The sequence below is a fragment of the Rhizobium johnstonii 3841 genome (genome assembly GCF_000009265.1).
GTDB lineage: Bacteria > Pseudomonadota > Alphaproteobacteria > Rhizobiales > Rhizobiaceae > Rhizobium > Rhizobium acaciae.
Genome location: NC_008384.1, coordinates 255,819 through 281,892, shown reverse-complemented (window position 1 = coordinate 281,892; position 26,074 = coordinate 255,819). Strand labels below are relative to the sequence as shown.

Below are 26,074 nucleotides of genomic sequence, written 5' to 3'. Positions count from 1 at the left end.
AACAAAGCCATGTCGTCGAGCCATATCCCACCTGTCTCGACGTCTGATAAGACCGAATACGCGGTTTCCGAACTTGACGGCTTGCTGGATTGAAGCTGTGCGCGGCAGTCGCAGCGGGCGCGCAATGCTACAATTTCCATTTCGTTCTGGACGGCCAACGCGAATTTCAAAAAGCGTCGAGATCGCTGCCATAGCGGATCAACGTTTATTTTGGGGATGATGTCGGCGCCTCCATAGCTCATCCGTCTTTCAGTCATGACGACCGCTAAACCCCACACGTTAAATCATGAAAGGGACTGAAATGGCTAAGAACACGATCTGCCTCTGGTTCGACAAGGATGCCGAGGAAGCCGCGAACTTTTATGCGCGGACCTTCCCTGACAGCGCCGTCGGAACCATTATTCGTGCGCCCGGCGATTATCCGGACGGAAAAGTCGGCAATGTCTTGGTTGTCGAATTCACGGTTGCCGGTGTCTCGTGCGTGGGATTGAACGGCGGTCCAACCTTCAAGCACAATGAAGCTTTCTCATTCCAGATTTCGACCGAAAACCAGGAGGAAACCGACCGATATTGGAACGCCATCGTTGGAAATGGCGGACGGGAAAGCGAATGCGGGTGGTGCAAGGACCGTTGGGGTATCTCGTGGCAGATCACGCCGCGCGTTTTGATGGATGCCATGAGAGCTGGCGGGAGCGAAGCAAAACGAGCTTTCGACGCGATGATGAAGATGCAGAAGATCGAGGTCGCGTTGATTGAAGCGGCCGTTCGAGGATAGCGCGGTCGGCGACGTGGCGTTTCCGACGACCTCGCGCAGCGACGCGGGTTTGGAGACGTCCATGTGCTTCATGTCCTAGACGCGGACAGGAGCGCCTTGCCGGACGGCGCTCCCGCTCCTCCTCCGAGATCATGCGACCTGCTTCTCGCCTTCGATCCGCAGCGGCGCCCTGCGTCCCCGGGCTGCCGCCAATGGCGATCTTGCGGAGAGACGTTCGAAGAGGCAGCGACGCTACGTACCGCCGGTTGACCGGCGCGCTTGCCATTTCAGGTGATTTAACGGAAAATCCTCGGCATGGCCCTTGAGGCCTGGGCAGCCTGCCATGATCGGAGAACGCCGTGCCTCTGAAAAACATTTTGGCCGCAGCAGCAATCGTCTTCATGACACTCGCAGGATGCGCAACTAGCGGATCGGACAACACAACCTATGCACAGCCGCAGGGGATAGGCCCAGTTCGCGGTGAGATGGGCGGTTACTAGCCCATCGAGGGTGTTTCGACCGCTTTAGAAACACAGCCTGGCTGTTTGCGACGAACCAACCTCGGCGCTCGATCCGATATCATCGTCGCTGTCCGCGGAGGAAGGCATGACGATGATGCCGGGCCGCAGCCGACGTGGCAAATACAGAGGCATAGATTCCGTGCGCAGTAGGGCTTTAAGCCTCAATATTGTCGAGCATCGAATTCTTCAATCGTTTCGGGGTCCTGCTTATATTCCCATTGCACACCGTTCAGCCGGCGCCAGATTTGTCCCGATGGGTTTCGGGCGGCGGCGTCGACGAGTGGCACCGGGAGGAGTGTCTCGTGCTTGTGCCAGAGGGTGACGTCAGTGACGTTGGCCTGCTTGGGCTTCCGGAACAAGTTGAAAAGGAGTGCGAAGTCCATTGGCCGATTTTTCTCCAAGGGACTCAACTATAGGGACATTTTAGGTACTTTCAAGTACCATAATTTTTGGACCCGACGCGCGGAAAATATCGGCGCCCCTGCTCACGAATAGCATGCGTCATAGAGATCGAACAAAGGTCAGCTAGGGGCCCGATTGCGAACGCAGCAAAGAGGCCTCTGAGGTAGCACAGACGTCTCCAATCCCAGAAGCCCCTACATATCCGCGTTGTCGTTGAACGGCAGTCCGCGAGTTCTCCATTCGTCCCTCAGTATATCTTCCAGGTCCTCGACCGTGAATTCGTCGAAGTTTGCCCAGAGCTGCACGGCCAGCGCCTTCAAATTCGACGTTGTTTCTGAGTCAGCTTCGGCCGCCGCGGCAAGCCGATAGATTTCCTGGCGGAGTGCATCGCTCTCTGTCATGTCGCTCCTCATGTCACTGCGCCAGCGCCTCCTGTTCGATGGTAGGCAGCGAACAAGGTAATCCCCTAAGTTTGTCGCAGGATGCCGGCCTCCTTCGCCGCAGCCTCAAACGCAGCTCGCGCTTCCGCACCGGGAACAACGCCATTCGCCGCGTCCAGGCATACCTTCCGCGCTGTCGCGTAGCTCGGGCTTCTGTTGTCGGGCCAGTATTTCTTCAAAAATGCAACCGCCTCTCGAGCGCTCCTGATGACGTGAAAACGATCATCTATCTTCAATTCGACGTTCGCATCCCAGATGCTGATCATGGCGTCCTCCGTGGGGCAGGCTTCCCACAAACGTATATTAGGACGATCTGTTCCAAGCGGACGATCCGGCCGGAATTTTGGCAGCAGCATGAGGCTCTTTCGTTTTAACCCAGCAACCGCTCGCGATAGCCGTCGCTGTTGCGCTGCGTCCTACCGCCGTGCTTCGAAAGCTTCGCCTTATCTTCGGTTAAGCGCCTTCGATTCGGCTCTGAAGGGGCATTCAAGAAAGGGGTGACAGGATGTCGATCCGGCCATGCGAGTCACGTCCCCAAATCGCAAAACGCCCCATCCCCACGAAAGAGCCCCGCGGTTGTTGCCACCGCGGGGCTCCTTGACGCCTCACCCGGGAGAGGGGGTCAGGCGGCCTGTACCTTGCGGGTCGTGCGTGCCCATTCGGGCAGCCAGTCGCCGTGGGTGGCGAGCAGATCGTCGACCAGCGACCAGATCTGGTCGAGGTCGAGTTCGGCTGCCGTATGCGGGTCCATCATCGCGGCGTGATAGTTATGCTCGCGATTTTCCGTCATCAGTGCCTGCACCGTCAGTTCCCGGACGTTGATATTGGTGCGGATCAGCGCGGTCAGCTGCGGCGGCAGATCGCCGATGAAGGTCGGCTGGATGCCGGAGGCGTCAACGAGGCAGGGAACTTCGGCGGCGCAATTGGTCGGCAGCGAGGTGATGCAGCCATTGTTGCGGACGTTACCGTAGATCACCGAGGGTTCGCCGGTCCAGACCGAATTGATGATCGAGGAGGCATATTCCTTCGCCGGCCGAACCTCGATCTTGTCGGCTGAACGATAGGCCTCCGCCTGGCCCTTCCAGCGCTCGATCTGCTCGATGCAGCGCTTCGGATATTCGTCGAGCGGGATACCGAATTTCTCGATCAGGTCCTCGCGACCCTCCTTGATGAAGAGCGTACGCCAAACAGCATGATGAGCCCGAAGCGGTGCGGCCGGGCATGCGTCGCGGTTTTGAAGAGCGCATGATTATCAAGCCGCAAGCCAACAACCGATTCATAAATTAGCATCGCCGCACGAAAAGCTTGCATGCAAGCTATAAATCGGATGTCCTGAGAAAGGCTTCTGTGGTGTTGGGCGACCCGCTATGAAAACCCTCGATGCGCGAATTCGGTTCACAGGTGAGCGGCGACAGGTCACTGCCCTTTTCTATGATATCGTCGGCTCAACGGAGCTCTTATTGCGGAGCGAGCCGGAGAAATTCTTTCGCTCCGTGTCGGCATTACATCAGAGCGCCGAGACGATCATAAAAAAGCATGGAGGCTTTCTTCATCAGCGGCTTGGTGATGGGGGATGCTGTTTCTTCGGATATCCCGATCAATCCGAAGATGCGGCTGAAAGCGCGGTACAGGCTTCCTTGGAATTGTTAGGCATTGCAGCGAGCACCAAGAAGACGCGCACAGCTTTCAGGCTGCGCATCGGGGTTGCCACAGGTCTTGTCGTATTCTCCACGCAAGGAGACGAGATTGTCGGCACAGCACCCGTCCTGGCGGCTCGCCTGCAGGCGGAGGCCGAACCGAATTCGGTCCTGGTCGCAGATTCGACCGTTCAGCTCACGCGACACAAGTTCGACTACACTCTAGTGCGGAAGGCCAAACTCAAAGGCTTCGAAGAGCCGGTTGCGCTCTGGCGCCCGCAGGAACGTGATCGATCAACCTCTGCGCTGTCGTCATTCAATGAATGGGACCGGCCGATAAGAGGCAGGGAAAGAGAGCTTGCCGCTCTTTCGAGCGCCTGGAATTCAGCTCGCGACGGCAAGGGCAGTTCAATCACCGTGGTCGGAGAGGCAGGCATCGGCAAATCCAGACTGATTGGCGAATTCGCCCGCAGCTTATCGCAAACTTCGCACGAGACCCTGATCTTTCAGTGCGGCAGGCGCCTGGAGAGCCAGCCTCTGCACCCATTTATGTCGTTCCTTGAGAGACTTGTGGCCGAACCTTCGGTTCTGAAGAATGGCGAAAGCGCGGCTCTTATGCAGGCTCTCCAAACAGCCGGCCGGGACGTCGACGCAGCCGTCGTCGACACCATCCTCTCATTTACGTCAGACCGATCGCCGGCAACCTCACGCAATATTCGAGCCTCCGATTTGTCGGGGCGCGCATTCAGGCGGAAGGTCATCGAAGCCGCCTCCGACATCCTGACGTGCAAAGCGACTGGCGTTCCGACGCTCCTCGTCTTCGAGGATGTCCACTGGGCTGACGTCATGACGTTGGAACTGGTCGATCGGCTTGGATCGCTCGCAGGCAAGTTGCCGATCCTGGTGGTTCAGACATCGAGGATCAGACGATCCCTGGCACTGGCGACCGAGATAGAATTATCCGGATTGGCCTCTGCGGCGGTTCGCGATCTCGTCGCCTCGGTCTGGCCTGAGCGTCCCCCGCCCGGCCTGTCCGATTTCATCCTGGATCAATGCGATGGCATGCCGCTCTACGCGGAAGAACTGGCCAACTTCTTCCTGGGAAGGCAACCCTTGGGCAAGGCCTCGTCCGAATGGAAAGGGCTGCTTCTGGAAGGTGGCGTCAGCTCGCTGAATGATCTGCTTTCCGCCAGACTCGCGGCGACCGGTTCCGCACGACGGGCAGCGCAACTTGCGAGCGTCATCGGCCGCGAATTCAACATCTCGCTGCTCACCTGCCTTCTCGAAGGGGTCAGCCGGCAGACTGTCGACGTTGCCATTGAGCGGCTTCTTTCCCAAGGCATCATTGAGCGTTCTTCCGGCAGTCGCGGCTCCTTTCAGTTCCGGCACGTGCTGACTCAGGAAGCTGCCTACAGCAGCCTTCTCAAGAGCGACAGACGGCGCATACACAGGCGGATCGCGGATCTCTTGATCGGAGAAGGAGAGCCCAGCTTGCCAGCTGCGATCGCTGCCTGGCAGTGTGCTGAAGCGGGCCTGCATGACGCTGCCGCAAAGTTTGCCTTGGCGGCGGCGGAAGCAAGCGTTCTTCGCTCCGCAATGCACGAGGCAAGCGTGTCACTTGAGCTTTGTGCACGGGAGGTCAATAGCGTTTCCCAGCGCCATCCCGATCGCACCGAGCTCGCACTCGGCCTGTTCGAACTTCAAGGCGTCGTGGCGACCGCACTGGAAGGAGAGGGCTCGGAGCGCGCGCGGCGGGTCTATTCCCGCGCAATGCAGCTTCTGAAGAAACAATCGTCGGCAGCCCGGGTGAAACATTTCCCGGTCTACTGGGGATGGTGGTTCACAGCGCCCAACATTCTGACACAGCAATCTCGCGCGCGAATTCTCGTGGGGGACATGCAGGCTGTCGAGGATCAGGAGACGAGACTTCAGTCCTATCACTGCGGATGGGCCACCAGCTTCCATGCCGGCGAGCACGACTTCTGTCTCGATTGTGTCGCCAAAGGCCTCGATCTCTATGATCCCGAAAGAGCGGTGAGAAATCGAGCTTTCTTCGGTGGACATGATGCCAAGGTATGTGGGCTGGGTGAGAGCGCCCTTTCCTACCTGCTGCTGAATGATGCCGACGCCAGTGAAAATGCGATCAGACAGTGTCTGGAATGGGCAACCTCGACTGATCACGCAGGCAGCATGGTTCATGCACTTTATTACGCAATAGTCCTTCGTCGCTGCCAAGGCAGATATGACGATGTCCATGCTCTCGGCGAACAAATGCTGTCGCTTGCCGAGCGACACGGTCTTGCAGCAAGCCAGGCGCGTGCCAACATGTACTGCGGCTGGGCGGAACTGATGACGTCGTTTGCCGAACGGGGTGAAGAGCGATTCCAACACGGTCTGCTGCTCCAGCAGCAATTGGGCACCGACGATAATTTTTCCATGCACAGCGACATGCATGCGCAGGTGCTGCAGCGGCTCGGCAAGCCTGCTGAAGCCCTGGCGATCATTCACAATGCGATCAATGTCGGCCGCAACAGCGGTCAACGGTTCTGGCTGGCCGAACTCTACCGCCTCAGCGCAAGACTGAGACGAGATCTGAACGACCCTCCATCCTTGATAAGAAGAGACCTGACCAGGGCGGTGCAGATTGCCGACGCGCAGGGAGCGGCATGGATTCTGGCACGGGCCGAGTGGGATCTGGGAGGCATTGGTTGAGGATATGATCAGAGGGCGATCTTGCTGAACGGAGAACAACTCGAAAGAATGTTAGCGGCCCCGATTCAGCCGCCGCGTGATCCAATGGAGACCGTTCGCCGAATTCTCGAGCGGAAGCGGGAATTCGGTATCACGAGGCTGGGTTCCATTACCGAACTTGACCGCATCGGAATCCCGGTTGCCCAAGTCGTAAGGCCGTTGTCGCGTTCGGTGAGCGTGAACCAGGGCAAGGGTCTCACTCACGGGCAGGCCGCCATCTCCGCTCTCATGGAATCGCTGGAAGGGTGGTCTTCGGAACGCATACCCACCGAGCGGGTCGAACTGGCGGGTTTCCGTTCCATGAACGGGCAAGGCTACTGGTCGCACCTCGCGGACTATGGGGAACGCGACGAGACACTTGCGTGGATCGAAGGCTGGGACCTCTTCTCGTCCAGGGCGGTGCCTGTACCGCTTGCCTTGGTTGACACCGCCTATACAATACCCTCCCCCCATCCCGGCTGGCTGCCGAGGAACACTACGGGCCTGGCGGCAGGAACAAGTTGGCGGGGGGCAATTGAGCATGCTTGTTTCGAAGCGCTCGAAAGGCACGCGCGTTGTGCGGCGATGAAAATACCGCACTTCTTCGACCGTTATCAAGTGGACAGTCGTTCTGTTCTTGCCGGAGCCGCGGGAGAGATAGTCGGCCGACTGCGTTCGGCGGGCTGCTCCGTAGGAATGTGGTCAATCCCGACGGAACACGGCCTCCCCGTCTACTGGTGCCACGTCATGGAAAGCGACCTACAGGCTCCTTTTGCCCCCTGGCCAGCGGAAGGCTTCGGCTGCGACCGGACCCACGACCGAGCACTCGCCAAGGCGCTGCTGGAAGCATGTCAGTCCCGCCTCGGGATCATCTCGGCCGCGCGGGAGGACATGGCGGGACACATTTACCGCTACCAGGACGCTAGGGAACTGTCCGCATGGCGACGGCGACTCGCTATCCCCGGATTGCCTTACCCGTCACCGGACGGGGCTGACCTGAATACCGATCCATCGCCGCTGCCGGTGGAAGCATTGCGACGCGCGGGGGCAGAGGCCGTCATTGTGGTGGCGCTGTTTTCCGATGAAACCATACCGCTCCATGTGGTGAGGGTTGTGACCCCTCCTCTCGAAACCGACCCGGAGTTTCAGAATGGGGTATGAGATCGTCGTGTTCCTCGGGCCCACAATGAGCGTCGCAGACGCCAGGGAGCACCTGGATGCATTGTACCTCACACCTGCGGGCAACGGGGATATCGTGAGGGCGGTGATCGAACATGATCCCAGCGCGATCGCACTCATCGACGGCGTGTTCGGCCAGTCCCCGGCGGTGCGCCACAAGGAAATCCTCTGGGCGATGTCGCGGGGCGTGCGCGTCTACGGAGCCTCCAGCATGGGTGCCGTGAGGGCCGCGGAACTGACGGAGTACGGGATGAGCGGATACGGCATGGTCTTCAGGTGGTACCGCCGGACTTTGCTCGCCGACGATGCGGACGTGGCGGTTGCGATGGCGCCTGCGCAATTGGGGTCCTTTCCCCTCGGTGACGCCCTCATTGACATCAGGCTGACATTGAAAAGAGCCCTGCGTGACCGCATTATAGGGCGGCAGCTTCAAGTGGCGTTGGAAAGACTGGCCCGCTCCATCCACTATACGGAAAGGAGCTTCGGGAAGCTAATTTCCATTGCGGCCGAGCGTGGCATGTCCAGTCAGGAACTCCGCGCCCTCGATCTTTGGCTCGTGAGCGGAAAGCGGAAGCAGAAGGAAGCCGATGCCACCGGTCTTCTTGCCCTCCTGTCGTCTAACGCCCTTGAGATGAAGAAACGCAGCGAGCCGAGGAGTTTCGAACTGACGGAGGCTTTTGCTTACGATATGGAATACTACAATTTTGCGGATATATTGTTGGATCCTGACCATCATTGATCGTTTTCTAATATATAGTATATTGTCCACTTCGCCCGGCAAGGGAAACGGGCGGTGGGGGCAACGTTGGATGCCATCGCAAATTCGGGCGACGCGGGACAGAAGGTGGTTTCCGACCTCCTGATCGGGACGCGTTTCCTGGTTTTTCCGCAGCCGCCGTTCATCAGTGGATATGAGAAGCCAGAGGTTGTCTGGATTGGCCGCTCCGACGGGCCGATCCTGGCTGGGCCTTCCGACAACCGCATGTACGTGGCCGATCCGGTCGAACCAAAGCGACCATATGCCCTTCCTGACCTCCCGCCCTACCCTGGGGTTCTGCGCCCCCCGGCCGAGCCGGGGCCGGACGGGCACTTCGACCATATACTCCCAGGATCGCCTGCCTTTCTTTCAGCCCACAGCTACGCTTGCTCCCGTCGCGTGCTGGATATCTGCGAGGGATACGTCGGACGGCGTATCGATTGGTTCTTCGAGCCGACCTACGACAGGCTGGAGATCGTGCCGCACATCCCTCGATGGGAGAACGCCCAGTCGGGATTCGGTTTTCTGGAACTGGGCGAGAGCGAACCTCCGACGCCTACCTCCAGTTTTGCGTTGAACTTCGATGCGATCGCCCATGAGATGGGTCATCTCGTTCTGTTGGGCGAACTCGGCATTCCATACGGAGACGGCCAAGATGCCGACTTCTTCGCCTATCACGAGGCGGTCGCGGATTTCATATCGCTTCTCGGCCTTCTGCACTTCGATACGGCCATCGATCGGCTCCTCCGGCGGACAGGCGGGAATCTTCTGATCCACAACGAACTCGATCGTTTCGCAGAACTCAGCGATGAAAAGCAGCTCAGGTCGCTCAACAATTCGCTCAAGACCGTAGACGTCGGCGATGATGTGCACGACAGGTCGAAGCCTTTCGCGGGAGCGATGTTCGACAGCCTTGTCGAAATATACCAGACGTTGCTTTTCGAAAGGGGCGTGACAAACCTCGATCCGCGCAGGTTCAGCAACCTGCGCCAGCAGATGGCCCCCGCACTGATCGAGGAGAACCTTCGCGGTTCCAAGGACGACTACGAGAAAAGGCATTTTGCGAGTAAGGCCGCGCTACAGGAGGCCAGGGATATCGTCGGGGAGGCGCTTGTCCGGTCATGGGCGCGCCTCGACCCTGACCTTTTGACATTCCAGGGGGCGGCGGAAGCGCTTCTGGTTTCAGGCGACAAGGGCCGCGCCCGTCCATATGTCGGGCAGATCGAAGATTGCATCAGATGGAGGGAAATATGGTAAAGGAGGTCGGAAAATGGTCGATGTGAGCATACCCGCACCCGAAAAACCGGGGATGTATTTATCGGGGATGGTGATCCTTTATGGCGTCAAACTCAATCTGAATCAAAGTTTTGGCGAATTCGACGCCGGCGAGAACGGAAACGCTGCCTTGCAGATGCAACTCTACAGAGGAGGCAAGAAGCAAGAGAACGACGAATATTCGATCGTCCTCGCCTACGGCTACGCTTTCGAGGGGCATTGTTATCGCTTGGACACCAACAGGGTTTTCATCGTCAAAGGTCCGAAGCCCGAGGACGCCGCAGGGTGCGGATTCGACGACCTTCCGACAGCTGCGAGGGGCAAATACCAAATGTGGCGCGTACGATCCAACGAGGAATTGCTCGAAATCGTCCTGAATTACGGCGACGTCAAGAAACTGATCCTCGACGCCAACCTGCCCGGTAGGAGATCGCCATCATCCTACGCGATCACGGCGTCTTTGGCCCACCGAGATGGGCGTCTTAACCGTGAATAGAATTTTCAACAGTGGAGGGAAGCGTCATGAAAGCGAGGATTTACTTCAAGATCGACATGACAGGCGTGCGGATCGAAGACGTGCTAGACAGTTACAATCCCGTCGGCCAATGGCCTAGCGTTAACGCTGGATCAACTAAGGAGATCAGTCCCACTGACATCGGCGGGATTGGAACGGTCGATATACACGGCAAGGGCGTTTCCAATTCGATAGATTACTACGAGAGGACGAACTTGAGACACGGGGAAAGGTATGACTTCCCTCCAAGCGCAAGCTCGGCCCTCGACGAGATTCCGCAATTCGGTAACCTCGGCGAATTGGCACGCGAAATCGACAAGATACTCAAGAACACACCTTCTCCAGCCGCCAAGTCTTCGCGTGCCGCCAAGTTGTCTCTTTCTGCCCCCAAAGGGCCGAAATAGCAGTTCGTCTGCTGGCAAAAGCGCATGATCGAGGCTCGAGATCAATGACCGATGACCTGCTGCCGGATGGCGGAGTCACCCTGTTTCCCTAGGCTTTGGATAATTTCAACTTTCAGCCGACGATCCGCCAGGTGTTGAGCTCGGGCAGGATTTGAACCTGGGGCCTTCAGGTTATCAGCCATAGACGAACTACAGACCTCCGGGTCATGAACGTGGTGCTACTTATCACCGCAGCCTCACACCTCCCCCTCCCGGCACTCCCCACAGCCCAATCGCCCACACTACGCCGGTCCGAGTGATGCAAACGAGCGCCCCCTTGATCGCAAATCTTCTCACGCAAAGAGCCCGCGGTTGTTGCGACCGCGGGGCTCCTTGACGCCTCACCCGGGAGACGGGGGTCAGGCGGCCTGTACCTTGCGGGCCGTGCGGGCCCATTCGGGCAGCCTGCCATGACCCGAAAACCGACCGCAGCCGCGCCTTCCTCGACCGCGCCACGTCACTTTTCGCAGAGCCGTCGGCCGCCGGAATATGGCTGATAGGTACAATCGGACGGCCGGAAGGAGCGGTAACTGCGCGAGCAGGCGGTGATGTTACAGGACTGTGCTGGGCCTTGACCATCGCTTGCCGCTCCTGTCGATAGCACGCCATTCGGCGTAGGTTCGGCCGTCGCCTCGCGCATGAAGTCCCGCCAAATATGCGCTGGCAGGGCGCCGCCCGTCACCCCCTTCATCGGCGCGTCATCATCATTGCCAACCCAGACCCCGACGACGAGCGCTTCCGTGAAGCCGACGAACCAGGCATCACGATTGTTCTGGCTCGTGCCGGTCTTACCGGCCGCAAACGTGCCAGGATCTGCCCCACGTCCAGTGCCGCGCTCTACCACCAACTGCAGCAGGCCGAGGAGATCGGACTGGTAAGGCGAAAGATCGACATTCGGCTTTGATTGTGAGCCAACTCGAAACGTCTTGGGCTGCCCTGCCGATTGAAACTCGATGATGCCCCAGGGTTTAACAGGTGCCCTGCCGAGTTGGACAGACGCATAGGCGCTGGTGAGGTTAAGCAGATTCACTTCGGACGTCCCGAGCGCCAACGACGGCGTGCTGGCGAGGGGCGCATCGATGCCGAGTTCACGCGCTGCGGCAATCACATTGTCTAAACCAACCTCTTCGGCAAGCGCCACCGAGGCGGCATTGAGTGATCGCGCGAACGCCTCGGCAAGCGTAACCCAACCGCGATAGTTGCCACCGGAGTTTTCTGGCGACCAACCGTCTATGTCAATTGGCGCGTCCAGAACCCGGTCGGACAAAGTAAGTCCAGCTTTCAATGCTGCGTAATAGACGAATAGCTTGAAGGTGGAACCCGGCTGGCGCATCGCGGTGACAACGCGATTGAACTGGCTCGCTTTGTAGTTGCGCCCGCCAACCATGGCGACGACCGCACCGTCCGGTGTCATCGCAACCAACGCAGCCTGCGATGCTCCGACAGTTGTTCCTTCGCCGTCCAAAGCTCTTTTCACGACCCTTTCGGCGATTTGCTGCAATTGCGGCACCAGCGTGGTTCGCACCGTCGTCGAACCCGGCGAGGAGCCGGCGACTTCGCTTGCTTGCGGCGAAATCCAGTCGGCAAACCAGCTTCCCGAGCGTGGCGTCGGTGTCGTTGGATGCAGCTTGGCAAAGCTCGCCTTGGCCTCCGCTGCCTCTGGCATGGTAATCTTGTCGTTCGCCGCCATCGCATCGAGAACGACCATGGTACGCTGCCGGGCGCCTTCGAAATTGTCGATGGGATTCCATTGACTTGGCGCCCGCAGCAACCCCGCCAGCATCGCCGACTCCGGCAGGTTAAGGGCGTCGATATCCTTGTTGAAATAAATCCGCGCGGCAGCAGGCATGCCGGTAGCGCCGAGATAGACGCTGTTGAGATAGCGCGTCAGGATTTCCCGCTTGCCGAGCTTCCACTCCAGCCAGAATGCAATCACAACCTCCTGTATCTTTCGCTTTATCGTTCGATCGCTGTCGAGATATTGCAGCTTGATGAGTTGCTGGGTGATCGTGCTGCCCCCTCCACCACCGAGCCAGCCTCCAAATTCCGGAGAAACGCCCTCCCGATCCCTCTTGGATCGACGCCGAAGTGATCCATGAACCGGCGGTCCTCAATTGAAAGGACGGCATCGATCAGACGAGGTGGGAACTGGTGGTATTGCGCATATGGCCCTTGATAAGGTCCCTGCCTTACGAGCGGCGCACCGTCGGCGGTTTCCAGCACAACGACAGGCTTTAACGTCCCGTCACGGATCTCGCTCCAGGGCACGTCTTTTAGTGCCCACACCAGCACGCTGCATACGAGGAGGCAGACAAGCAAGGCCGACCCCATAGCGAATTTCCACCAGTTCGCCGGAAGCCATCGGCGTCGGCGACTTTCGCGCGGCTTGGAACCCCGATCGCGAATGCCGCGCCCGGCTTTGGCCAGAGCAGTCGTCATCCATTTGGCGGGAGCGGATATGGTTTCCAGCCGCATCGACCGCCTTAGCCTCGTTCTCAAAAACGAAGCCGTCGTCTTGGTCTTCGCCAAAGCAGAACTTGCCTCAAAATCGTGGCGTAGCGCACGTAATAGATTGCTCGCAGCCTGTCGAGTTTGCACGAAGGTTCCGTGGGGGAGTTGCGGGTTGTCGTCTTGGGTGATTCCTGGCGAATCCGAGGCGGCCGCTTGCATCGCTGAATCTGCTGGCTGATTGCGACCCGTGCTCGAGTTGCCAACGCTTTCGCCTGAGGATTCGGGAGGATTAGGCATCGGTTACCGCTAAAAGGCCAACTTGGCTTGAACTTTATAGCCGGGCGATGCCGCGTGTTCTACCGTAAAGGGTCCCAATGGCTCGGAGCGAGATTGCAGGAATGCGGCGCCCATTGCCAGCAGCGGTAGAGGCGGACGCAACAGCACGAGTGGCTTGAAAGGAACTGGCCTGCAGCAAGGTGCGATCGGCGACATGGCCCTAACGACGGCGGGGCTGTTTTTCGGAGCGTATGCCGTAAAGCCCGTCCAGGGAGGTCCGTCACACCATTGCCGAGGCCGATCTGCGCCCTAATTTCAAAAGACTTGGTGAGAGCGACCGACACATCGATGTCTTCGAGCGACGCCAAGATCACGGAGGCGGAATTGGAAAATGACCTCGGCCCCCGCCGCGTCTATTCGACCTCGCCATCCTCCCCTTCACGCATGCCTGCATTCGCGAGTGTACTCGCTGTTATTGCCATTCTGTATTTCGGCAAGGATGTACTTCTTCCTCTAGCAATCGCAGTCCTGTTGACGTTCGCGTTGGCTCCCATCTCCTCTCGTCTTCGAAAGCTTGGCATGCCGCGTATTCCGGCGGTAATCGTCACCGTCGTGATCGCTTTTCTTGTTCTCGTCCTGTTCGGGCTTGTCGTAGCGGGACACGTAGCCGAAGTCGCCCAGAACCTTCCGGCCTACCAAGGCAACATCATAGCAAAAATTCGGTCTCTCCAGGAAAGTGGAACGGATAGCGGTATTGTGCGGCGCCTGACATCAGTCGTTGAGAGCGTCGGTCGTGAGCTCAGCAACGCCGAGGAGCGCCCAGCTGCTCCAGGTACCGGATCAAGACCAAGGGAGCCCGTGCTCGTTGAGATATTCGCGCCTAGTAGACCAATTGAAACGCTGACTAGCCTGATTGGTCCTCTGCTCGGCCCCATCGCCTCATTGGGCTTGATCATCGTCGTCGTAATATTCATGCTTTTAGAGCGGGAAGAGCTTCGCGATCGCTTTATCCGGCTCGTTGGCTATGGCGATCTGCATCGCACAACAGAAGCTATCCAGGAGGCAGGTAGCCGCGTCGCGCGGTATCTTCTTATGCAGTTGGTGGTGAACTGCGCCTACGGCGTCCCATTGGCGCTCGGACTATGGGCGGTTGGCATTCCAAATCCAGCGCTCTGGGGGATGCTAGCCATCGTCCTTCGATTTGTCCCTTATATCGGGCCTGTAATCGCGACGGTTCTGCCGCTGTTCCTGGCCTTTGCAGTCGACCCTGGCTGGAGCCTTGTTCTCTGGGTTGGGGCCATCTTCCTCGTGTTGGAATTGACAAGCAACAACGTCATCGAGCCCTGGCTCTATGGTTCTCGTACCGGCCTCTCTCCGCTGGCAATCATCGTCGCGGCGATTTTTTGGGCATGGCTGTGGGGACCAGTCGGTCTTGTGCTGTCCACGCCGCTGACCGTGTGTCTCGCAGTGTTGGGCCGGTATGTCCCGCAATTCGAGTTCCTTGAGGTCGTTTTTGGTAGCGACCCGGTGCTCGATCCCAAGGAGCGGCTGTACCAGCGGCTTCTTGCAGGCGATCCCGATGAGGCGACCGATTACGCTGAGGAATTCCTCGAGGAGGACTATCTGGAGGATTACTATGGCAAGGTTGCCATTCCCGCCCTCCTACTCGCGGAGAAGGATAGGCGTCGAGGCGTCCTGACCGCGGAGCAGATGGAACAGGTGTTCGGGACCGCCATCACACTGGTCTCGAACCTCGCGGAAATCGCGCAGGAAGAAGAGCAGGAAGAGGAAGAGGAAGAGGAAGAGGAGGAGAACCAAGCGGCAGGTCGGCCCAGCCCCCCCAAGGAAGGGAATGGGGATGAGAGCGAACTACCTGACGGACGGGGCAAGACCGTCTTTTGCGTCGGAGGCAGGGGCCCGCTCGACGACGCGTCAGCTGCGATGCTTGCCCAGATTCTTCAGATACAGGGAGCCGAAGTGGTCGCAGCGAGGCATTCTGACATCCCCAATCGCCGCGCCATGAGCCTCGTTCCGAAACAATCGAACGCCATCGTAGTTTGCTTCCTCAACGAGGACTCGACAAGGCACGCCACCATACTTGTTCGTCGGTTCAAGCGCATATACCCAGCCATTCGCGTCGGCGCGGTCCTTTGGGTGGAAAACCAGAAGGAAAGGCAACCGCCCGCGCTTGGGGAGGCAGATTTCGTTGCCACAACCTTGACCTCGGCTGCCCGCGAGGCACTCGCCGATGCACCGCCATCCTTGGTGACGCCCGTGCGCAAGATTCGTACCAGGCGGTCCTCGAACAGGACAGGCATAGCCGCCGCGCGCTCCGGGATTTAGCGGCAAGCGGTGTCCAGGGGCCGGTCAGAGCCATGGAGCAGATCACATGAATTGTACATTCGCGGATTGGAGCCTCGCAACCGTCACCGATAAACGAATGACCTCCTAATCGCAAAGCGCCACCCCACAAACGCAAAAGCCCCGCGGTTGTTGCGACCGCGGGGCTTCTTGACGCCTACCCGGGAGACGGGGTCAGGCGGCCTGTACCTTACGGGTCGTGCGTGCCCATTCGGGCAGCCAGTCGCCGTGGGTGGCGAGCAGATCGTCGACCAGCGACCAGATCTGGTCGAGGTCGAGTTCGGCCGCCGTATGCGGGTCCATCATCGCGGCATGATAGATATGCTCGCGATTTTCGGTCATCAGAGCCTGCACCGTCAGTTCCTGGACGTTGATATTGGTGCGGATCAGCGCGGTCAGCTGCGGCGGCAGGTCGCCGATGAAGGTCGGTTGGATGCCGGAGGCATCGACGAGGCAGGGCACTTCGGCGGCGCAATTGGTCGGCAGCGAGGTGATGCAGCCATTGTTGCGGACATTGCCGTAAATTACCGAGGGTTCGCCGGTCCAGACCGAATTGATGATCGAAGAAGCATATTCCTTCGACGGCGCGACTTCGATCTTGTCAGCCGAACGATAGGCCTCTGCCTGGCCCTTCCAGCGCTCGATCTGCTCGATGCAGCGCTTCGGATATTCGTCGAGCGGGATACCGAATTTCTCGATCAGGTCGTCGCGACCCTCCTTGATGAAATAGGGCGTGTATTCGGCGAAATGTTCCGAGCTTTCGGTGACGAAATAGCCGAGCCGCGTCAGCATCTCATAGCGCACCTTGTTCGGGCAGCGTGGGTTCCAGCCGGGCTTCGGCGCCCTGCCCTCGCGATAGGCGCGCAGCAGGTCGGGATAGAGGTTGCGGTAGGAACCGTCCGGCTGGCTATGCTCGAACTTGAGATAGAAGGCCATGTGGTTGATGCCGGCCGCCCGGTAGCGGATTTCGTCATAGGGGATGTCGAGGTCGTGGGCCAGTTCCATCGCCGTGCCCTGCACCGAGTGGCAGAGGCCGACCTGGCGGATGGTCGGATATTTCTCTGATATCGCCCAGGTGTTGATCGCCATCGGGTTGACATATTGCAGCATGATCGCCTCCGGGCAGACGACGAGCATGTCCTCGCAGACCTTCCAGAGATGCGGCACGGTGCGAAGCCCGCGCATGATGCCGCCGACGCCGAGCGTATCGGCGATCGTCTGGCGCAGCCCGTATTTCTTCGGCACTTCGAAATCGGTGACCGTGCAGGGCTCATAGCCGCCGATCTGGAAGGCGACGACGACGAAATCGGCGCCCGAAAGCGCCTTGCGCTGGTCGGAATAGGTTTCCGCCTTCGCCTTCACGCCAAGCGTCGAGATCAGCTTGTTGACGACGATGGCGCTTTCTTCCAGCCGCTGCGGGTTGAGATCCATCAAGGCGATCGTCGCGCCTGACAGCGCGGGACGCTGCAGCACGTCGCCGACAATGTTCTTCATGAAGACGGTGGAGCCAGCTCCGATGAACGTAATCTTGGGATTTCTTGCCATTATAACCTCCGGCATTCGATAATCATGCTACCTCGAAAGCGGCCTTGACGAGCCGTTCGGTGTAAGCGGTCTTGGGATGGGATAAAACTTCGTTGACAGGGCCCTCTTCGACGATCTTGCCATGCTGCATGACGATGACGCGATGGCAGAGCGCCCTGACGACCTTGAGGTCGTGGGAGATGAACAGGTAACTCAGGCCCCGCTCGTCCTGCAGCTTGCGCAGCAGTTCGATGATCTGCGCCTGGACCGAAAGGTCGAGCGCCGATGTCGGCTCGTCGAGCAGGATGAATTCCGGCTCCAGCGCGATGGCGCGGGCGATTGCGATGCGCTGGCGCTGGCCGCCGGAGAATTCGTGCGGGAAGCGCGACAGGATATTGCCGGGCATGCCGGCGGCAATCAGCGCTTCGCGCACCCGGTCCTGCCGTTCGGCCTTGGTGGCGCCCAGCCTGTTGACGACGAGGCCCTCCTCGATGATCTGGCCGATCGTCATGCGCGGATTGAGCGATGAGAACGGATCCTGGAACACCACCTGCATGCGGGCGCGCAAGGGCCGCATCTCGGCCCGGGACAGGCCGTGGATCGGCTGATTGTCGAAACGGATCTCGCCGCTGTCCGGCGTGTTCAGCCGCAGGATCGCCTGGCCGAACGTCGTCTTGCCGGAGCCGGATTCGCCGACCAGCCCCAGCGTCTCGTGACGGCGCAGCGTCAGGTCGAGGCTGTCGACGGCGACAAGCTCGCGCATCGCCGGCTTCAGAAAGGTACCGTGACGCATCATGAAGGAGACGCGCACGCCCTTGGCATCGAGGATGACATCCGACCCTTCGGGTAGCGGATTGGCCTGGCCACGCGGCTCGGAGGCGAGCAGATGCTTGGTATAGGCGTCCTGCGGATTGGCAAACAGCGCTTCGGTGGTGTTGTGCTCGCGCACTTCGCCAAGCTGCATCACATAGACGTAATCCGAGAACTGCCGCACCACGGTCAGATCGTGGGTGATGAGGATGACAGCCATCCCCAGTTCCTTCTGCAGGTTGCGGATCAGGTTCAGGATCTGCGCCTGCACGGTGACGTCGAGTGCCGTCGTCGGCTCGTCGGCGATCAGCACATCCGGATCGTTGGCAAGCGCCATGGCGATCATCACGCGCTGGCGCTGGCCGCCGGAAAGCTGATGCGGATATTGCATGAGCCGCGCGGCGGGATCGGGGATCTGCACATGTTCGAGCAGTTCGAGCGCGCGCTTTTGCGCATCTCTCTTGCTGATCCGGCGATGCACGCGGATCGCTTCGACGATCTGGCTGCCGATCGTATAGATCGGGTTCAGCGAGCTCATCGGCTCCTGGAAGATCATCGATATGCGGTCGCCGCGCAGCTTGCGGCGCGCCCGCTCGGAAAATTTCAGGATGTTGCTGCCGTCATAGGCGACCGTCGATTTCTCGGAGACGACGGCGCGCTTCGACAACAGCCCCATCACCGTTCGCGCCGTCACCGATTTGCCGGAGCCGGATTCGCCGACGATGGCGATCGTCTCGCCGCGATAGAGCTGAAACGAGACGTCCTTGACGGCTTCGACCATGCCGTCTTCGACCTTGAAATTCACCGCCACGTTGCGGGCGTCGATGATCGGCGTGTCCGAACGGCCATCATGATCGTGGCGGACGGGCGGGGCGAAGGAATTGACCAGTGCAAGAGCCATATCAATCACCTCAATAAGGATCGACCGCGTCGCGCAATCCGTCGCCGAGCGCATTGAACGCGAAGACGGTGGCGAGCACGAAGCCGACGGGAGCGAGAATCCAGGGATAGGAGCCGATGACCGAATAGGTTGCCGTATCCTGCAGCATCAGCCCCCAGGAGATCAGCGGCGGCTTGACGGCGAAGCCGAGGAAACCCAGGAAGGATTCCAACAGCACGACGCTCGGTATATGCAGCGTCACCGCGACGATGACGTGGCTCATCACATTCGGGAAGATGTGCTGCATGATGATGCGCGTGTCGGTGGCGCCGACGGCCATGGCCGCCCGGACATAATCGATGCGAGCAAGAGCTAAGGTCTTGCCGCGCACCTCGCGCGACATCTGCGCCCAGCCGAGCGCCGACATCACGGCGATGACGAAGGCAAGAAAGACGTTGGTCGGCGCCGTCACCGGGATCAGCGAGGTCAGCGCCAGATAGAGCGGCAATTGCGGGAAGGCCAGCACCAGGTCGACGAAACGCTGCAGCCAGACATCGAAGGTGCCGCCGAAGTAACCCGACACCATGCCGACGGTCGTGCCGATGATGGTGACGATGAAGACGACCGTCAGGGCAATGGTCAGCGAAATGCGCGAGCCGATGATGGCGCGCGACAGCACGTCGCGGCCGAACTTGTCGGTGCCGAGGAAATGCACCGGCTGGCCGTCGGTCGAGCCGAAGAAATGCCGGTTGGCCGGGATCAGGCCGAAAAGCCGGTATTCGGCGCCCTTGACGAAGAAGCCGAGCAGCCGTGGATTGTCGTAATCCATGCCGACGATCGGCTGGAAGGTGACCGGATCAAGCTCTTCGGAATCCGAGAGCGCGTAGACGCGCGGCTGGAAGACGAAATTGCCATCCTTGTCGTGGAAGCTCATCACCTGTGGCGGCGCGAAGCCGACATCGGTCGCCTTCGGATCCATCGGCGCAAAGAAATCGGCAAAGATCGCCATGAGGATCAAGAGCACGACGAGCACGAGCCCGGCCATGCCGGTCCAGGAGCGCCTCAACCGGCGCCAGACAAGGGCGATATAGCTCTCATGCCCACGCGATGGCTTTTTGGTCTCGATGTCGGTTGTCGGCGGCGTTGCAGAAGAGTCGAAAGCAAGCATCTCAGGCTCCTCCATATTGGCGGACACGCGGGTCGAGCAAGGCGAGCAGCATGTCGGCGATGATGTTGCCGACGATGAGCGTCGCCGACAGCACCATCATGAAGGTGGCGGTGACATAGACGTCGCCGACCGCCATCGAGCCGACGATGGCCGGACCGACGGTCGGCAGCGCGAAGATGATGGCGGTCTCGATCTCGCCGGTCAGCATGTAAGGCAGCACGACGCCCTGGTACATCACCAGCGGGTGCAGCGCATTCGGCACCGCATGGCGCATCACCACCGCTCCACCGGAAAGGCCCTTGGCCTTGGCCGTCTCGACATACTGGGCGTTCAGCGTATCGAGCAGATTGCCGCGCATCACCCGCATATTGTAGGCGAGCCCGCCGAAGGTGGCGATCGCGACGACCGGCCAGACATGGTGGACCAGATCGACGAATTTCGCCCAGGACCAGGGCGCCCCGCCATATTGCGGCGAGAAGAAGCTGCCGATTTCGGAAACGTTAAGTTGGAAGACCAGAAGATAGACGATGATCAGCGCCATCAGGAAGCGCGGCACCGTCATGCCAAGGAAGGAAATCCCCGAAAGCAGGCTGTCGATCCAGCTGTATTGCCGGGTCGCCGCCCAGATGCCGAAGCCGATGCCGAGCACCGAGGCAAAGAGATGGCAGACGAGCGCCAGAAGCAAGGTTCTCGGCAGGCGTTCGCCGACGACATCGGCGACCGGCTTGTTGTAGAACATGCTGTATCCGAAATCGCCGCGCGTCACGATGCCGCCGATCCAGTTGACGTATTGGATGACGAGCGGCTTATCCAGCCCGTGTTCGACGCGGTAAGCCTGCGCCTGCGCTTCGGCCTGCGCATAGGACGCGCCGCCCTGGTTGATCAGCTGGGAGCGGATGTAATCGGCGTAGTCGCCAGGCGGGGCCTGGATGATCGCGAAAGTCACCACGCTCAGAATGAAGAGAATGGGGATCGCGGAGGCTATGCGCACGAGCAGGAATCGTAACATCGGACGGTTCGCTTCTCCTTGCCGCCAGTCGCTCCTTGTCAGCGCGGCCGGCTTGTTGGTCTTGCCCGGCCGCGCGCTGCACGCGCGGCCGGAAGCTCACTTCAGCTGGGAGGGAGCTCTCCAGCGCGTCGCATCACATGCGACGCGCTTTGACTCTTTGTTTCCGGGCGGCATGCATCAGTTGATGGGACCCTTGTCGCCGGGCTTGCCGGGCAGCTGTTCGGGGAACAGCTCGTATTTGCCCTGCTTGTCGGCGGCCACCCACAGGCGTTCGCGGATCACCGAATCTTCAGCCCAGTTGAACATCATGATCGGCGTACCCTGGGGCACGTTGGAGAACCGCTTGTTGACGATCAGGGCGCCCGGATATTCCGTCAGGCCGACGGTGTTGACGTGCTCCGTCGAGATCTTCTGATACTGCTTCATCAGATCGACGCGCTCGTCGTTGTTCTGGCTCGTCCTGAACTTGTTGACGACATCGACAAGCTCCTTTTCGAAGGGCATCAGATCGAGCTGGTCATCCTTGCCGGCACGATGGTGCCAGCTGGTGCGCGGACCGACAGGAGCAAGCTGTTCGGTATTCTGCACCACCGACGACAGTTCCGTCGTGTTGCGCTGGATCAGCCAGTCGAAGCGGCCGGCATAATGGGCGTCGTCACGCTTGGCGCCGTCGAGCGCATTGATGACGATCTTCAGCCCGAGTTTCTCCATCTGGCCGACGACACCTTCGGCAAGGCTCTTGTCGGTCGTGTACTGATTGTTGATCAGCATGACGATTTCGACATCCTTGCCGCCGAGCGTGCCGGCCGGGAAGTTCACGATGCCGTTGCCGTCGGTGTCCTTGAGACCGGCTTTGGCGAGTTCCGCCTTGGCGCCCTCGAGATCAAAGGGGTAGTAGACGGTCGAGTTGCGGTCGTAGAAGCTGGTGCCGGAGGAGAGCCCGCCGGGATAGATCGCGGTGAAGGGCCCCTTGACCAGCGAGTCGCCGATCGCCTTGCGGTCGAGCGCCATGGTGACGGCCTTGCGGAAATCCTCGTTGCGGTTCAGCTCGCGGATCGCCTCACCGCGCTCGTCCGGGCTGCCCCAGCCATTGGCGGAAAAGTTCATGCGGAGATTGTAGCCGATGAGGCGCGGGCCGAAGGCGAGACGGGCGGGTGCGGTCTTCTCGGCGGCACGCTTCAGCGAGGCGACGAAATTCTCAGGCTGCTCGAGGTTGGAGAAATCGGCTGATCCCGCCACGGCCTGAACGTCGCGGTCGGCCCAGGTCGAGAGCTTGTAGTGCAGCTCGTTCAGATAGGGCAGCTGATCGCCCTTCTCGTCGACCTTCCAGTAATAGGGGTTGCGGCGCATGACGATGATGTCGTCGGAGCGATATTCCACCGGCACCCAGGCGCCCATGACCGGCATGTTCATGAACTCCGGCGGGAAAGCGTTCTTGAACTGGTCGTAGGTGTTCTTCGAATATTTCGGATGCTTCGGCTTCAGGATATGCGACGGACCCGGGCAGAAGTTCGGGTAGGACATCGTATAGAGATATTGCTTCGGGAAGGCCTCCTTGAAGGTCCATTCGACGGTGTAGTCGTCGACCTTCTTCAGCGTCGTTCCCACGCCGAAGGCTTCCGGCGAGGCGCCGCCGCCGAGCGGCGAGACGTTCGGGTCGATGACTTCGTCTTCCCAGTAGAACATGATGTCGTCGGCGTTGAACGGCGCGCCGTCCGACCATTTGGCGCCTTCGACCAGGTGCATGGTCAGCTTATGGCCGTCTTGCGACCAATCCCAGCTCTTGGCGAGGTTCGGCAGCGGCTCGGTGTCGGAGGCCTGCACCTGGAACAGCGGCGCGGTGCGCGTCAGGCATTCGGAGAGACCGATATCGATGCCGCCCCAGCCCTGCGTCTGGCCGGCGCCATAGTTCCAGCCTTCCGGCCGGCCGCCGATGACGTGGCGCATCGTATCGCCATAGACACCGATGCCGTCTGGCATATTGCCTGTCTTGAAGACCAGCGGCTCCTTCGGCAGGCGGTCCTTGACCGGCGGCAGCTTGCCGGTGGCGACGAAGTTTTTCGTGACCCAGTCGGGCTCGTGATATTCGGGCAGCGCCTTGAACTCCAGGATGGAGTCGCGCGCCACATAGTTGATCTTGCCTTCGGCGGGGAAGTCCGCCGGCGCCGGTGGGATGGTTGGCTCGGAGGCATATGCATTCAGCGCCGCGGCTGAGACGCTGAGCGCCAGTCCGGCCAGAATGCCTGCGTTACGGAAATTCATCATCGTTTCTCCCTCTTGTTCCGGAGCGCGATCACGCGGCTCCTTTTTCCTCGAACGACATGAAAGCGGGCCTGACGCCATGGATTTCCCTCCCGGAAACCCATGACGACCCATCCTTCAAGAACATCAGACGGCCTGTTTCAGCGCCGCCTTTTCCGCGCGCAGCTCCTCGATCGAGCGAACGTTGCGGCGTGCGGCCCCCGCCCAGTCGCGGGTCTGCACCTTCGATTTCGACAGCCGCTCCTTGGCGGCCGGCACGGCATGGGCATATTGCGGCAGCCAGCGCGCCTGGGCAACGACCATCTCGTCGACCATCTGCCAGACCTCTTCCGGCGTCGAGACGGCGCCGACCAGCGGGTCGTGCAGCACGGCAAGCTTCAAGAGGTCGATGTCGCCCGATATCGCCGCATGCACCGACATGCGCTGGACGTTGATCGAGGCGATGCAGGTCGCCGCGCAAGCTTCCGGCAGGGTGACGCCCGAGACCATGTTGATGCCGAAGCGATCGACGAAGCCCGGCGATTCGATGATCGCATCGGACGGCAGGTTGGTGATGACGCCATTGTTCTTGACGTTGAAATGGCCGCGATAGACCCGGTTCGTCTCCAGCGCCTCGAGGATATGGCTTGCATGTTCGTTCGAGCGCTTGGCGGGATCGATCGGCTGCGCGGCGGATTCCAGGAATTGCGGATATTCCGTCTCGAACCAGTTGCGCGTTTCGGTGGAATGGCGGAGATAGCCGCCGGTCTCGCCATGGATCCAGTCGGACATGTCGATCCAGCGGGTGATTTCATCCGGCCGCTTGCGATACCAGGGCAGGTATTCCGAGAGATGGCCGTTGCTTTCGGTGGAATAGACGCCGAAACGCTTCAGCACGTCGATGCGCAATTTCTCCTGCTGCGAATAGACCGGATGCGCCTCGAAGCCGGCGATGAGCTCATCCTTGCCGATCCTGCGGCCGTTGAGGCGAAGGTCGATGAACCAGGTCTGGTGGTTGATGCCGGAGCAGATATAGTCGAGCTCGCTCAGCGACTTTGCGCCGAGCACCTCGGCGATCTGCTCGGCGCCGTGCTGGACGCCGTGGCAGAGGCCGACGGTATCGACCTTGCCGTATTCGATCGCCGCCCAGGTGTTCATCGCCATCGGGTTGGCATAGTTCAGGAATTTCGCACCGGGCTCGGCGACCTCGCGGATATCCTTGCAGAAGTCGAGGATGACCGGGATGTTGCGCTGGCCATAGAGGATGCCGCCGGCGCAGATCGTATCGCCGACGCACTGGTCGATGCCGTATTTCAGCGGGATTCTGATATCGTCGGCATAGGCCTCGAGCCCGCCGACCCGGACGCAGCTGATGATGTAGCGCGCGCCTTCCAGCGCCTGGCGCCGGTCGGTCGTCGCCGTCACCTTCGTCGGCAGCCCGTTCGCCTTAACGACGCGGTCGAGGATGGCCTTGATCATCTCGAGATTGTGTTCGCTGAGATCGGTCAGCGCGAATTCGATGTCGCGAAACTCGGGAACGCACAATATGTCGGTGAACAGCTTCTTGGTGAAACCGACGCTGCCCGCACCGATGATAGCGATTTTGAAACTCATGATCTTCACCTCGACCCAATCAAATGCTAAGGAAAAGAAGGCCATGGAGGATCAGGCCGCATGCCGACGCATGTGGCTGAAAACACCGTAAAATCTGCCTTTTTCCTCCCGGCCGCTCTGTCGGCCGTGGTCTCTTCCTCTTGTCGGCGGGGATTATGCCCGAAATCGACAGGGCGACCAGAGAAGGATTATGCTTTCAGGGGTAATTTTGTGCTGCAGGATTTGATCGCCAACGGACAGTCGATGAGGACGGTTTCGCTGCCCCGCGGCCGCCAGCGATTGCACGCCATGCCGACCAGCGCCGGCTATGAAGTGCGTGAGAACGAGACCTATGACTGGGACGGCCGCCGGCGCGGCCAGACCCCCTTCACCGTGCTGCAGCACACGATCAGCGGCAGCGGCCAGTTGCGCTACCAGCACCGCAACTATCGTCTTCAGGGCGGCGACACGCTGCTCGTCCTGGTGCCGCACAATCATCGCTACTGGCTGGAGAAAGGCGACCGCTGGGAATATTTCTGGATCTCGATGAATGGCGAGGAAACGCTGCGCATCCACCAGATGGTGCTGTCGACCGCCGGCCCGGTGCTGAAGCTGCAGCCCTCGACCATCGATCATCTCGCCGATTGCAGCCTGCGCCTGGTCAAGGGCGCGACATCGCCGGGTGCGGCCTCGGCAATCGCCTATGAAGCGGCGATGGCTCTTTATGACGACGTCTTCGGCTCGCCGGCCTTTGCCGCCGAACTCAGCGTGATGCAGCCGGTAATCGACCATATCAACGCCAATCTCGAAAAGCCGCTGCCGGTCAGCGAGCTTGCCGGCATCGTCGGCCTCAGCCGCGCGCATTTCTCGCGCAGCTTTGCCGAGAGCGAGGGCATGCCGCCGGCCGAATTCGTGCTGCAGCAGCGCCTGCAGCGCGCCGTCAAACTTCTGACCAAGGCCGACTTCCTGCCGGTCAAGGAGGTCGCCATCATGTGCGGCTTCGAGGACCCCAACTATTTCTCCAAGGTCTTCCGCCGCGTCTACGGCACCAATCCCACCGAATTCCGCACGACGGGCATGTATGCCAGCATCGGCAAGCTGCGATAGCT

Annotated in this window: 18 protein-coding genes and 2 pseudogenes; 9 read left to right on the top strand and 11 right to left on the bottom strand. The window is 60.0% G+C overall.

Going from position 1 to position 26,074, the window contains the following annotated elements:
* Window positions 1–301 precede the first annotated feature (301 nt).
* Window positions 302–775, top strand: a complete 474-nt coding sequence (locus tag RL_RS31070) for a VOC family protein (protein WP_011655008.1) — start codon at window positions 302–304, stop codon at window positions 773–775.
* Between the two features lie 661 nt (window positions 776–1,436).
* Here RL_RS31070 and RL_RS31065 read toward each other — a convergent pair.
* From RL_RS31065 to RL_RS31050, 4 genes and pseudogenes are all read right to left on the bottom strand, one after another.
* On the bottom strand, window positions 1,437–1,658 hold the full coding sequence (locus tag RL_RS31065) for a hypothetical protein (RefSeq protein ID WP_017992210.1): 222 nt from the start codon (window positions 1,656–1,658) through the stop codon (window positions 1,437–1,439).
* Between the two features lie 213 nt (window positions 1,659–1,871).
* The gene (locus RL_RS31060; protein ID WP_027687847.1) at window positions 1,872–2,078 is read right to left on the bottom strand and encodes a hypothetical protein; all 207 of its coding nucleotides are present in this window, start codon (window positions 2,076–2,078) and stop codon (window positions 1,872–1,874) included.
* 65 nt (window positions 2,079–2,143) lie between these two features.
* The gene (locus RL_RS31055; protein WP_028741728.1) at window positions 2,144–2,383 is read right to left on the bottom strand and encodes a DUF982 domain-containing protein; all 240 of its coding nucleotides are present in this window, start codon (window positions 2,381–2,383) and stop codon (window positions 2,144–2,146) included.
* A 356-nt stretch (window positions 2,384–2,739) separates the two neighbouring features.
* A pseudogene (locus tag RL_RS31050) lies at window positions 2,740–3,291 on the bottom strand (alpha-glucosidase/alpha-galactosidase); the annotation flags it as partial.
* A 193-nt stretch (window positions 3,292–3,484) separates the two neighbouring features.
* On the opposite strand from RL_RS31050, the gene RL_RS31045 reads away from it, so the two are divergent.
* The 6 genes from RL_RS31045 to RL_RS31020 all read left to right on the top strand — a co-directional run bounded on the left by RL_RS31045 (window position 3,485) and on the right by RL_RS31020 (window position 10,613).
* Window positions 3,485–6,466: an ATP-binding protein gene (locus RL_RS31045; RefSeq protein ID WP_041936898.1), complete on the top strand. Its 2,982-nt coding sequence runs from the start codon at window positions 3,485–3,487 to the stop codon at window positions 6,464–6,466.
* Between the two features lie 21 nt (window positions 6,467–6,487).
* Window positions 6,488–7,645 (top strand): YcaO-like family protein, encoded by a 1,158-nt coding sequence (locus RL_RS31040; RefSeq protein ID WP_011655003.1) that lies wholly within the window; start codon window positions 6,488–6,490, stop codon window positions 7,643–7,645.
* On the top strand, window positions 7,635–8,402 hold the full coding sequence (locus RL_RS31035; RefSeq protein WP_041936897.1) for a TfuA-like protein: 768 nt from the start codon (window positions 7,635–7,637) through the stop codon (window positions 8,400–8,402). The genes RL_RS31040 and RL_RS31035 overlap by 11 nt, the downstream gene beginning before the upstream one ends.
* A gap of 66 nt (window positions 8,403–8,468) precedes the next feature.
* Entirely contained in the window at window positions 8,469–9,677 is a 1,209-nt protein-coding gene (locus tag RL_RS31030; RefSeq protein WP_204339815.1) for a hypothetical protein, read from the top strand.
* 13 nt (window positions 9,678–9,690) lie between these two features.
* Window positions 9,691–10,191, top strand: a complete 501-nt coding sequence (locus tag RL_RS31025) for a hypothetical protein (protein WP_011655000.1) — start codon at window positions 9,691–9,693, stop codon at window positions 10,189–10,191.
* 26 nt (window positions 10,192–10,217) lie between these two features.
* Window positions 10,218–10,613 (top strand): hypothetical protein, encoded by a 396-nt coding sequence (locus tag RL_RS31020; RefSeq protein WP_011654999.1) that lies wholly within the window; start codon window positions 10,218–10,220, stop codon window positions 10,611–10,613.
* Window positions 10,614–11,109: 496 nt separating this feature from the next.
* Here the strand turns inward: RL_RS31020 and RL_RS31015 are convergent.
* Window positions 11,110–13,400, bottom strand: a pseudogene (locus RL_RS31015) (PBP1A family penicillin-binding protein).
* Window positions 13,401–13,727: 327 nt separating this feature from the next.
* Between RL_RS31015 and RL_RS31010 the strand changes: the two are divergent.
* Window positions 13,728–15,722, top strand: coding sequence for an AI-2E family transporter (locus tag RL_RS31010; protein ID WP_122330924.1), 1,995 nt, complete (start codon window positions 13,728–13,730; stop codon window positions 15,720–15,722).
* Between the two features lie 192 nt (window positions 15,723–15,914).
* On the opposite strand, the gene RL_RS31005 is transcribed toward RL_RS31010, so the two are convergent.
* From RL_RS31005 to RL_RS30980, 6 genes are all read right to left on the bottom strand, one after another.
* A complete protein-coding gene (locus RL_RS31005; RefSeq protein ID WP_011654997.1) occupies window positions 15,915–17,285 on the bottom strand; it encodes an alpha-glucosidase/alpha-galactosidase in 1,371 nt (456 codons plus the stop codon).
* Between the two features lie 22 nt (window positions 17,286–17,307).
* Window positions 17,308–18,975 (bottom strand): ABC transporter ATP-binding protein, encoded by a 1,668-nt coding sequence (locus RL_RS31000; RefSeq protein ID WP_011654996.1) that lies wholly within the window; start codon window positions 18,973–18,975, stop codon window positions 17,308–17,310.
* Window positions 18,976–18,985: 10 nt separating this feature from the next.
* Window positions 18,986–20,122 carry an ABC transporter permease gene (locus tag RL_RS30995; RefSeq protein WP_011654995.1) on the bottom strand — a complete coding sequence of 379 codons (1,137 nt, stop codon included), beginning with the start codon at window positions 20,120–20,122 and terminating at the stop codon, window positions 18,986–18,988.
* A gap of 1 nt (window position 20,123) precedes the next feature.
* Window positions 20,124–21,131 (bottom strand): ABC transporter permease, encoded by a 1,008-nt coding sequence (locus RL_RS30990; protein WP_011654994.1) that lies wholly within the window; start codon window positions 21,129–21,131, stop codon window positions 20,124–20,126.
* A gap of 177 nt (window positions 21,132–21,308) precedes the next feature.
* Complete coding sequence (locus RL_RS30985) at window positions 21,309–23,396, bottom strand: ABC transporter substrate-binding protein (RefSeq protein ID WP_011654993.1); 2,088 nt, start codon at window positions 23,394–23,396, stop codon at window positions 21,309–21,311.
* A gap of 123 nt (window positions 23,397–23,519) precedes the next feature.
* Entirely contained in the window at window positions 23,520–24,986 is a 1,467-nt protein-coding gene (locus tag RL_RS30980; RefSeq protein ID WP_011654992.1) for an alpha-glucosidase/alpha-galactosidase, read from the bottom strand.
* Window positions 24,987–25,046: 60 nt separating this feature from the next.
* Here RL_RS30980 and RL_RS30975 point away from each other — a divergent pair, with 60 nt between their 5' ends.
* On the top strand, window positions 25,047–26,072 hold the full coding sequence (locus RL_RS30975; RefSeq protein WP_011654991.1) for an AraC family transcriptional regulator: 1,026 nt from the start codon (window positions 25,047–25,049) through the stop codon (window positions 26,070–26,072).
* The last annotated feature ends 2 nt before the right edge of the window (window positions 26,073–26,074 follow it).

Excerpts from the sequence above, each read along its gene's own strand:
- RL_RS31070 (WP_011655008.1), top strand. The coding sequence starts at position 302 with ATGGCTAAGAACACGATCTGCCTCTGGTTCGACAAGGATGCCGAGGAA.
- RL_RS31065 (WP_017992210.1), bottom strand. The coding sequence starts at position 1,658 with ATGGACTTCGCACTCCTTTTCAACTTGTTCCGGAAGCCCAAGCAGGCC.
- RL_RS31060 (WP_027687847.1), bottom strand. The coding sequence starts at position 2,078 with ATGACAGAGAGCGATGCACTCCGCCAGGAAATCTATCGGCTTGCCGCG.
- RL_RS31055 (WP_028741728.1), bottom strand. The coding sequence starts at position 2,383 with ATGATCAGCATCTGGGATGCGAACGTCGAATTGAAGATAGATGATCGT.
- RL_RS31045 (WP_041936898.1), top strand. The coding sequence starts at position 3,485 with ATGAAAACCCTCGATGCGCGAATTCGGTTCACAGGTGAGCGGCGACAG.
- RL_RS31035 (WP_041936897.1), top strand. The coding sequence starts at position 7,635 with ATGGGGTATGAGATCGTCGTGTTCCTCGGGCCCACAATGAGCGTCGCA.
- RL_RS31025 (WP_011655000.1), top strand. The coding sequence starts at position 9,691 with ATGGTCGATGTGAGCATACCCGCACCCGAAAAACCGGGGATGTATTTA.
- RL_RS31020 (WP_011654999.1), top strand. The coding sequence starts at position 10,218 with ATGAAAGCGAGGATTTACTTCAAGATCGACATGACAGGCGTGCGGATC.
- RL_RS31010 (WP_122330924.1), top strand. The coding sequence starts at position 13,728 with ATGTCTTCGAGCGACGCCAAGATCACGGAGGCGGAATTGGAAAATGAC.
- RL_RS31005 (WP_011654997.1), bottom strand. The coding sequence starts at position 17,285 with ATGGCAAGAAATCCCAAGATTACGTTCATCGGAGCTGGCTCCACCGTC.
- RL_RS31000 (WP_011654996.1), bottom strand. The coding sequence starts at position 18,975 with ATGGCTCTTGCACTGGTCAATTCCTTCGCCCCGCCCGTCCGCCACGAT.
- RL_RS30995 (WP_011654995.1), bottom strand. The coding sequence starts at position 20,122 with ATGCTTGCTTTCGACTCTTCTGCAACGCCGCCGACAACCGACATCGAG.
- RL_RS30990 (WP_011654994.1), bottom strand. The coding sequence starts at position 21,131 with ATGTTACGATTCCTGCTCGTGCGCATAGCCTCCGCGATCCCCATTCTC.
- RL_RS30985 (WP_011654993.1), bottom strand. The coding sequence starts at position 23,396 with ATGATGAATTTCCGTAACGCAGGCATTCTGGCCGGACTGGCGCTCAGC.
- RL_RS30980 (WP_011654992.1), bottom strand. The coding sequence starts at position 24,986 with ATGAGTTTCAAAATCGCTATCATCGGTGCGGGCAGCGTCGGTTTCACC.
- RL_RS30975 (WP_011654991.1), top strand. The coding sequence starts at position 25,047 with ATGCCGACGCATGTGGCTGAAAACACCGTAAAATCTGCCTTTTTCCTC.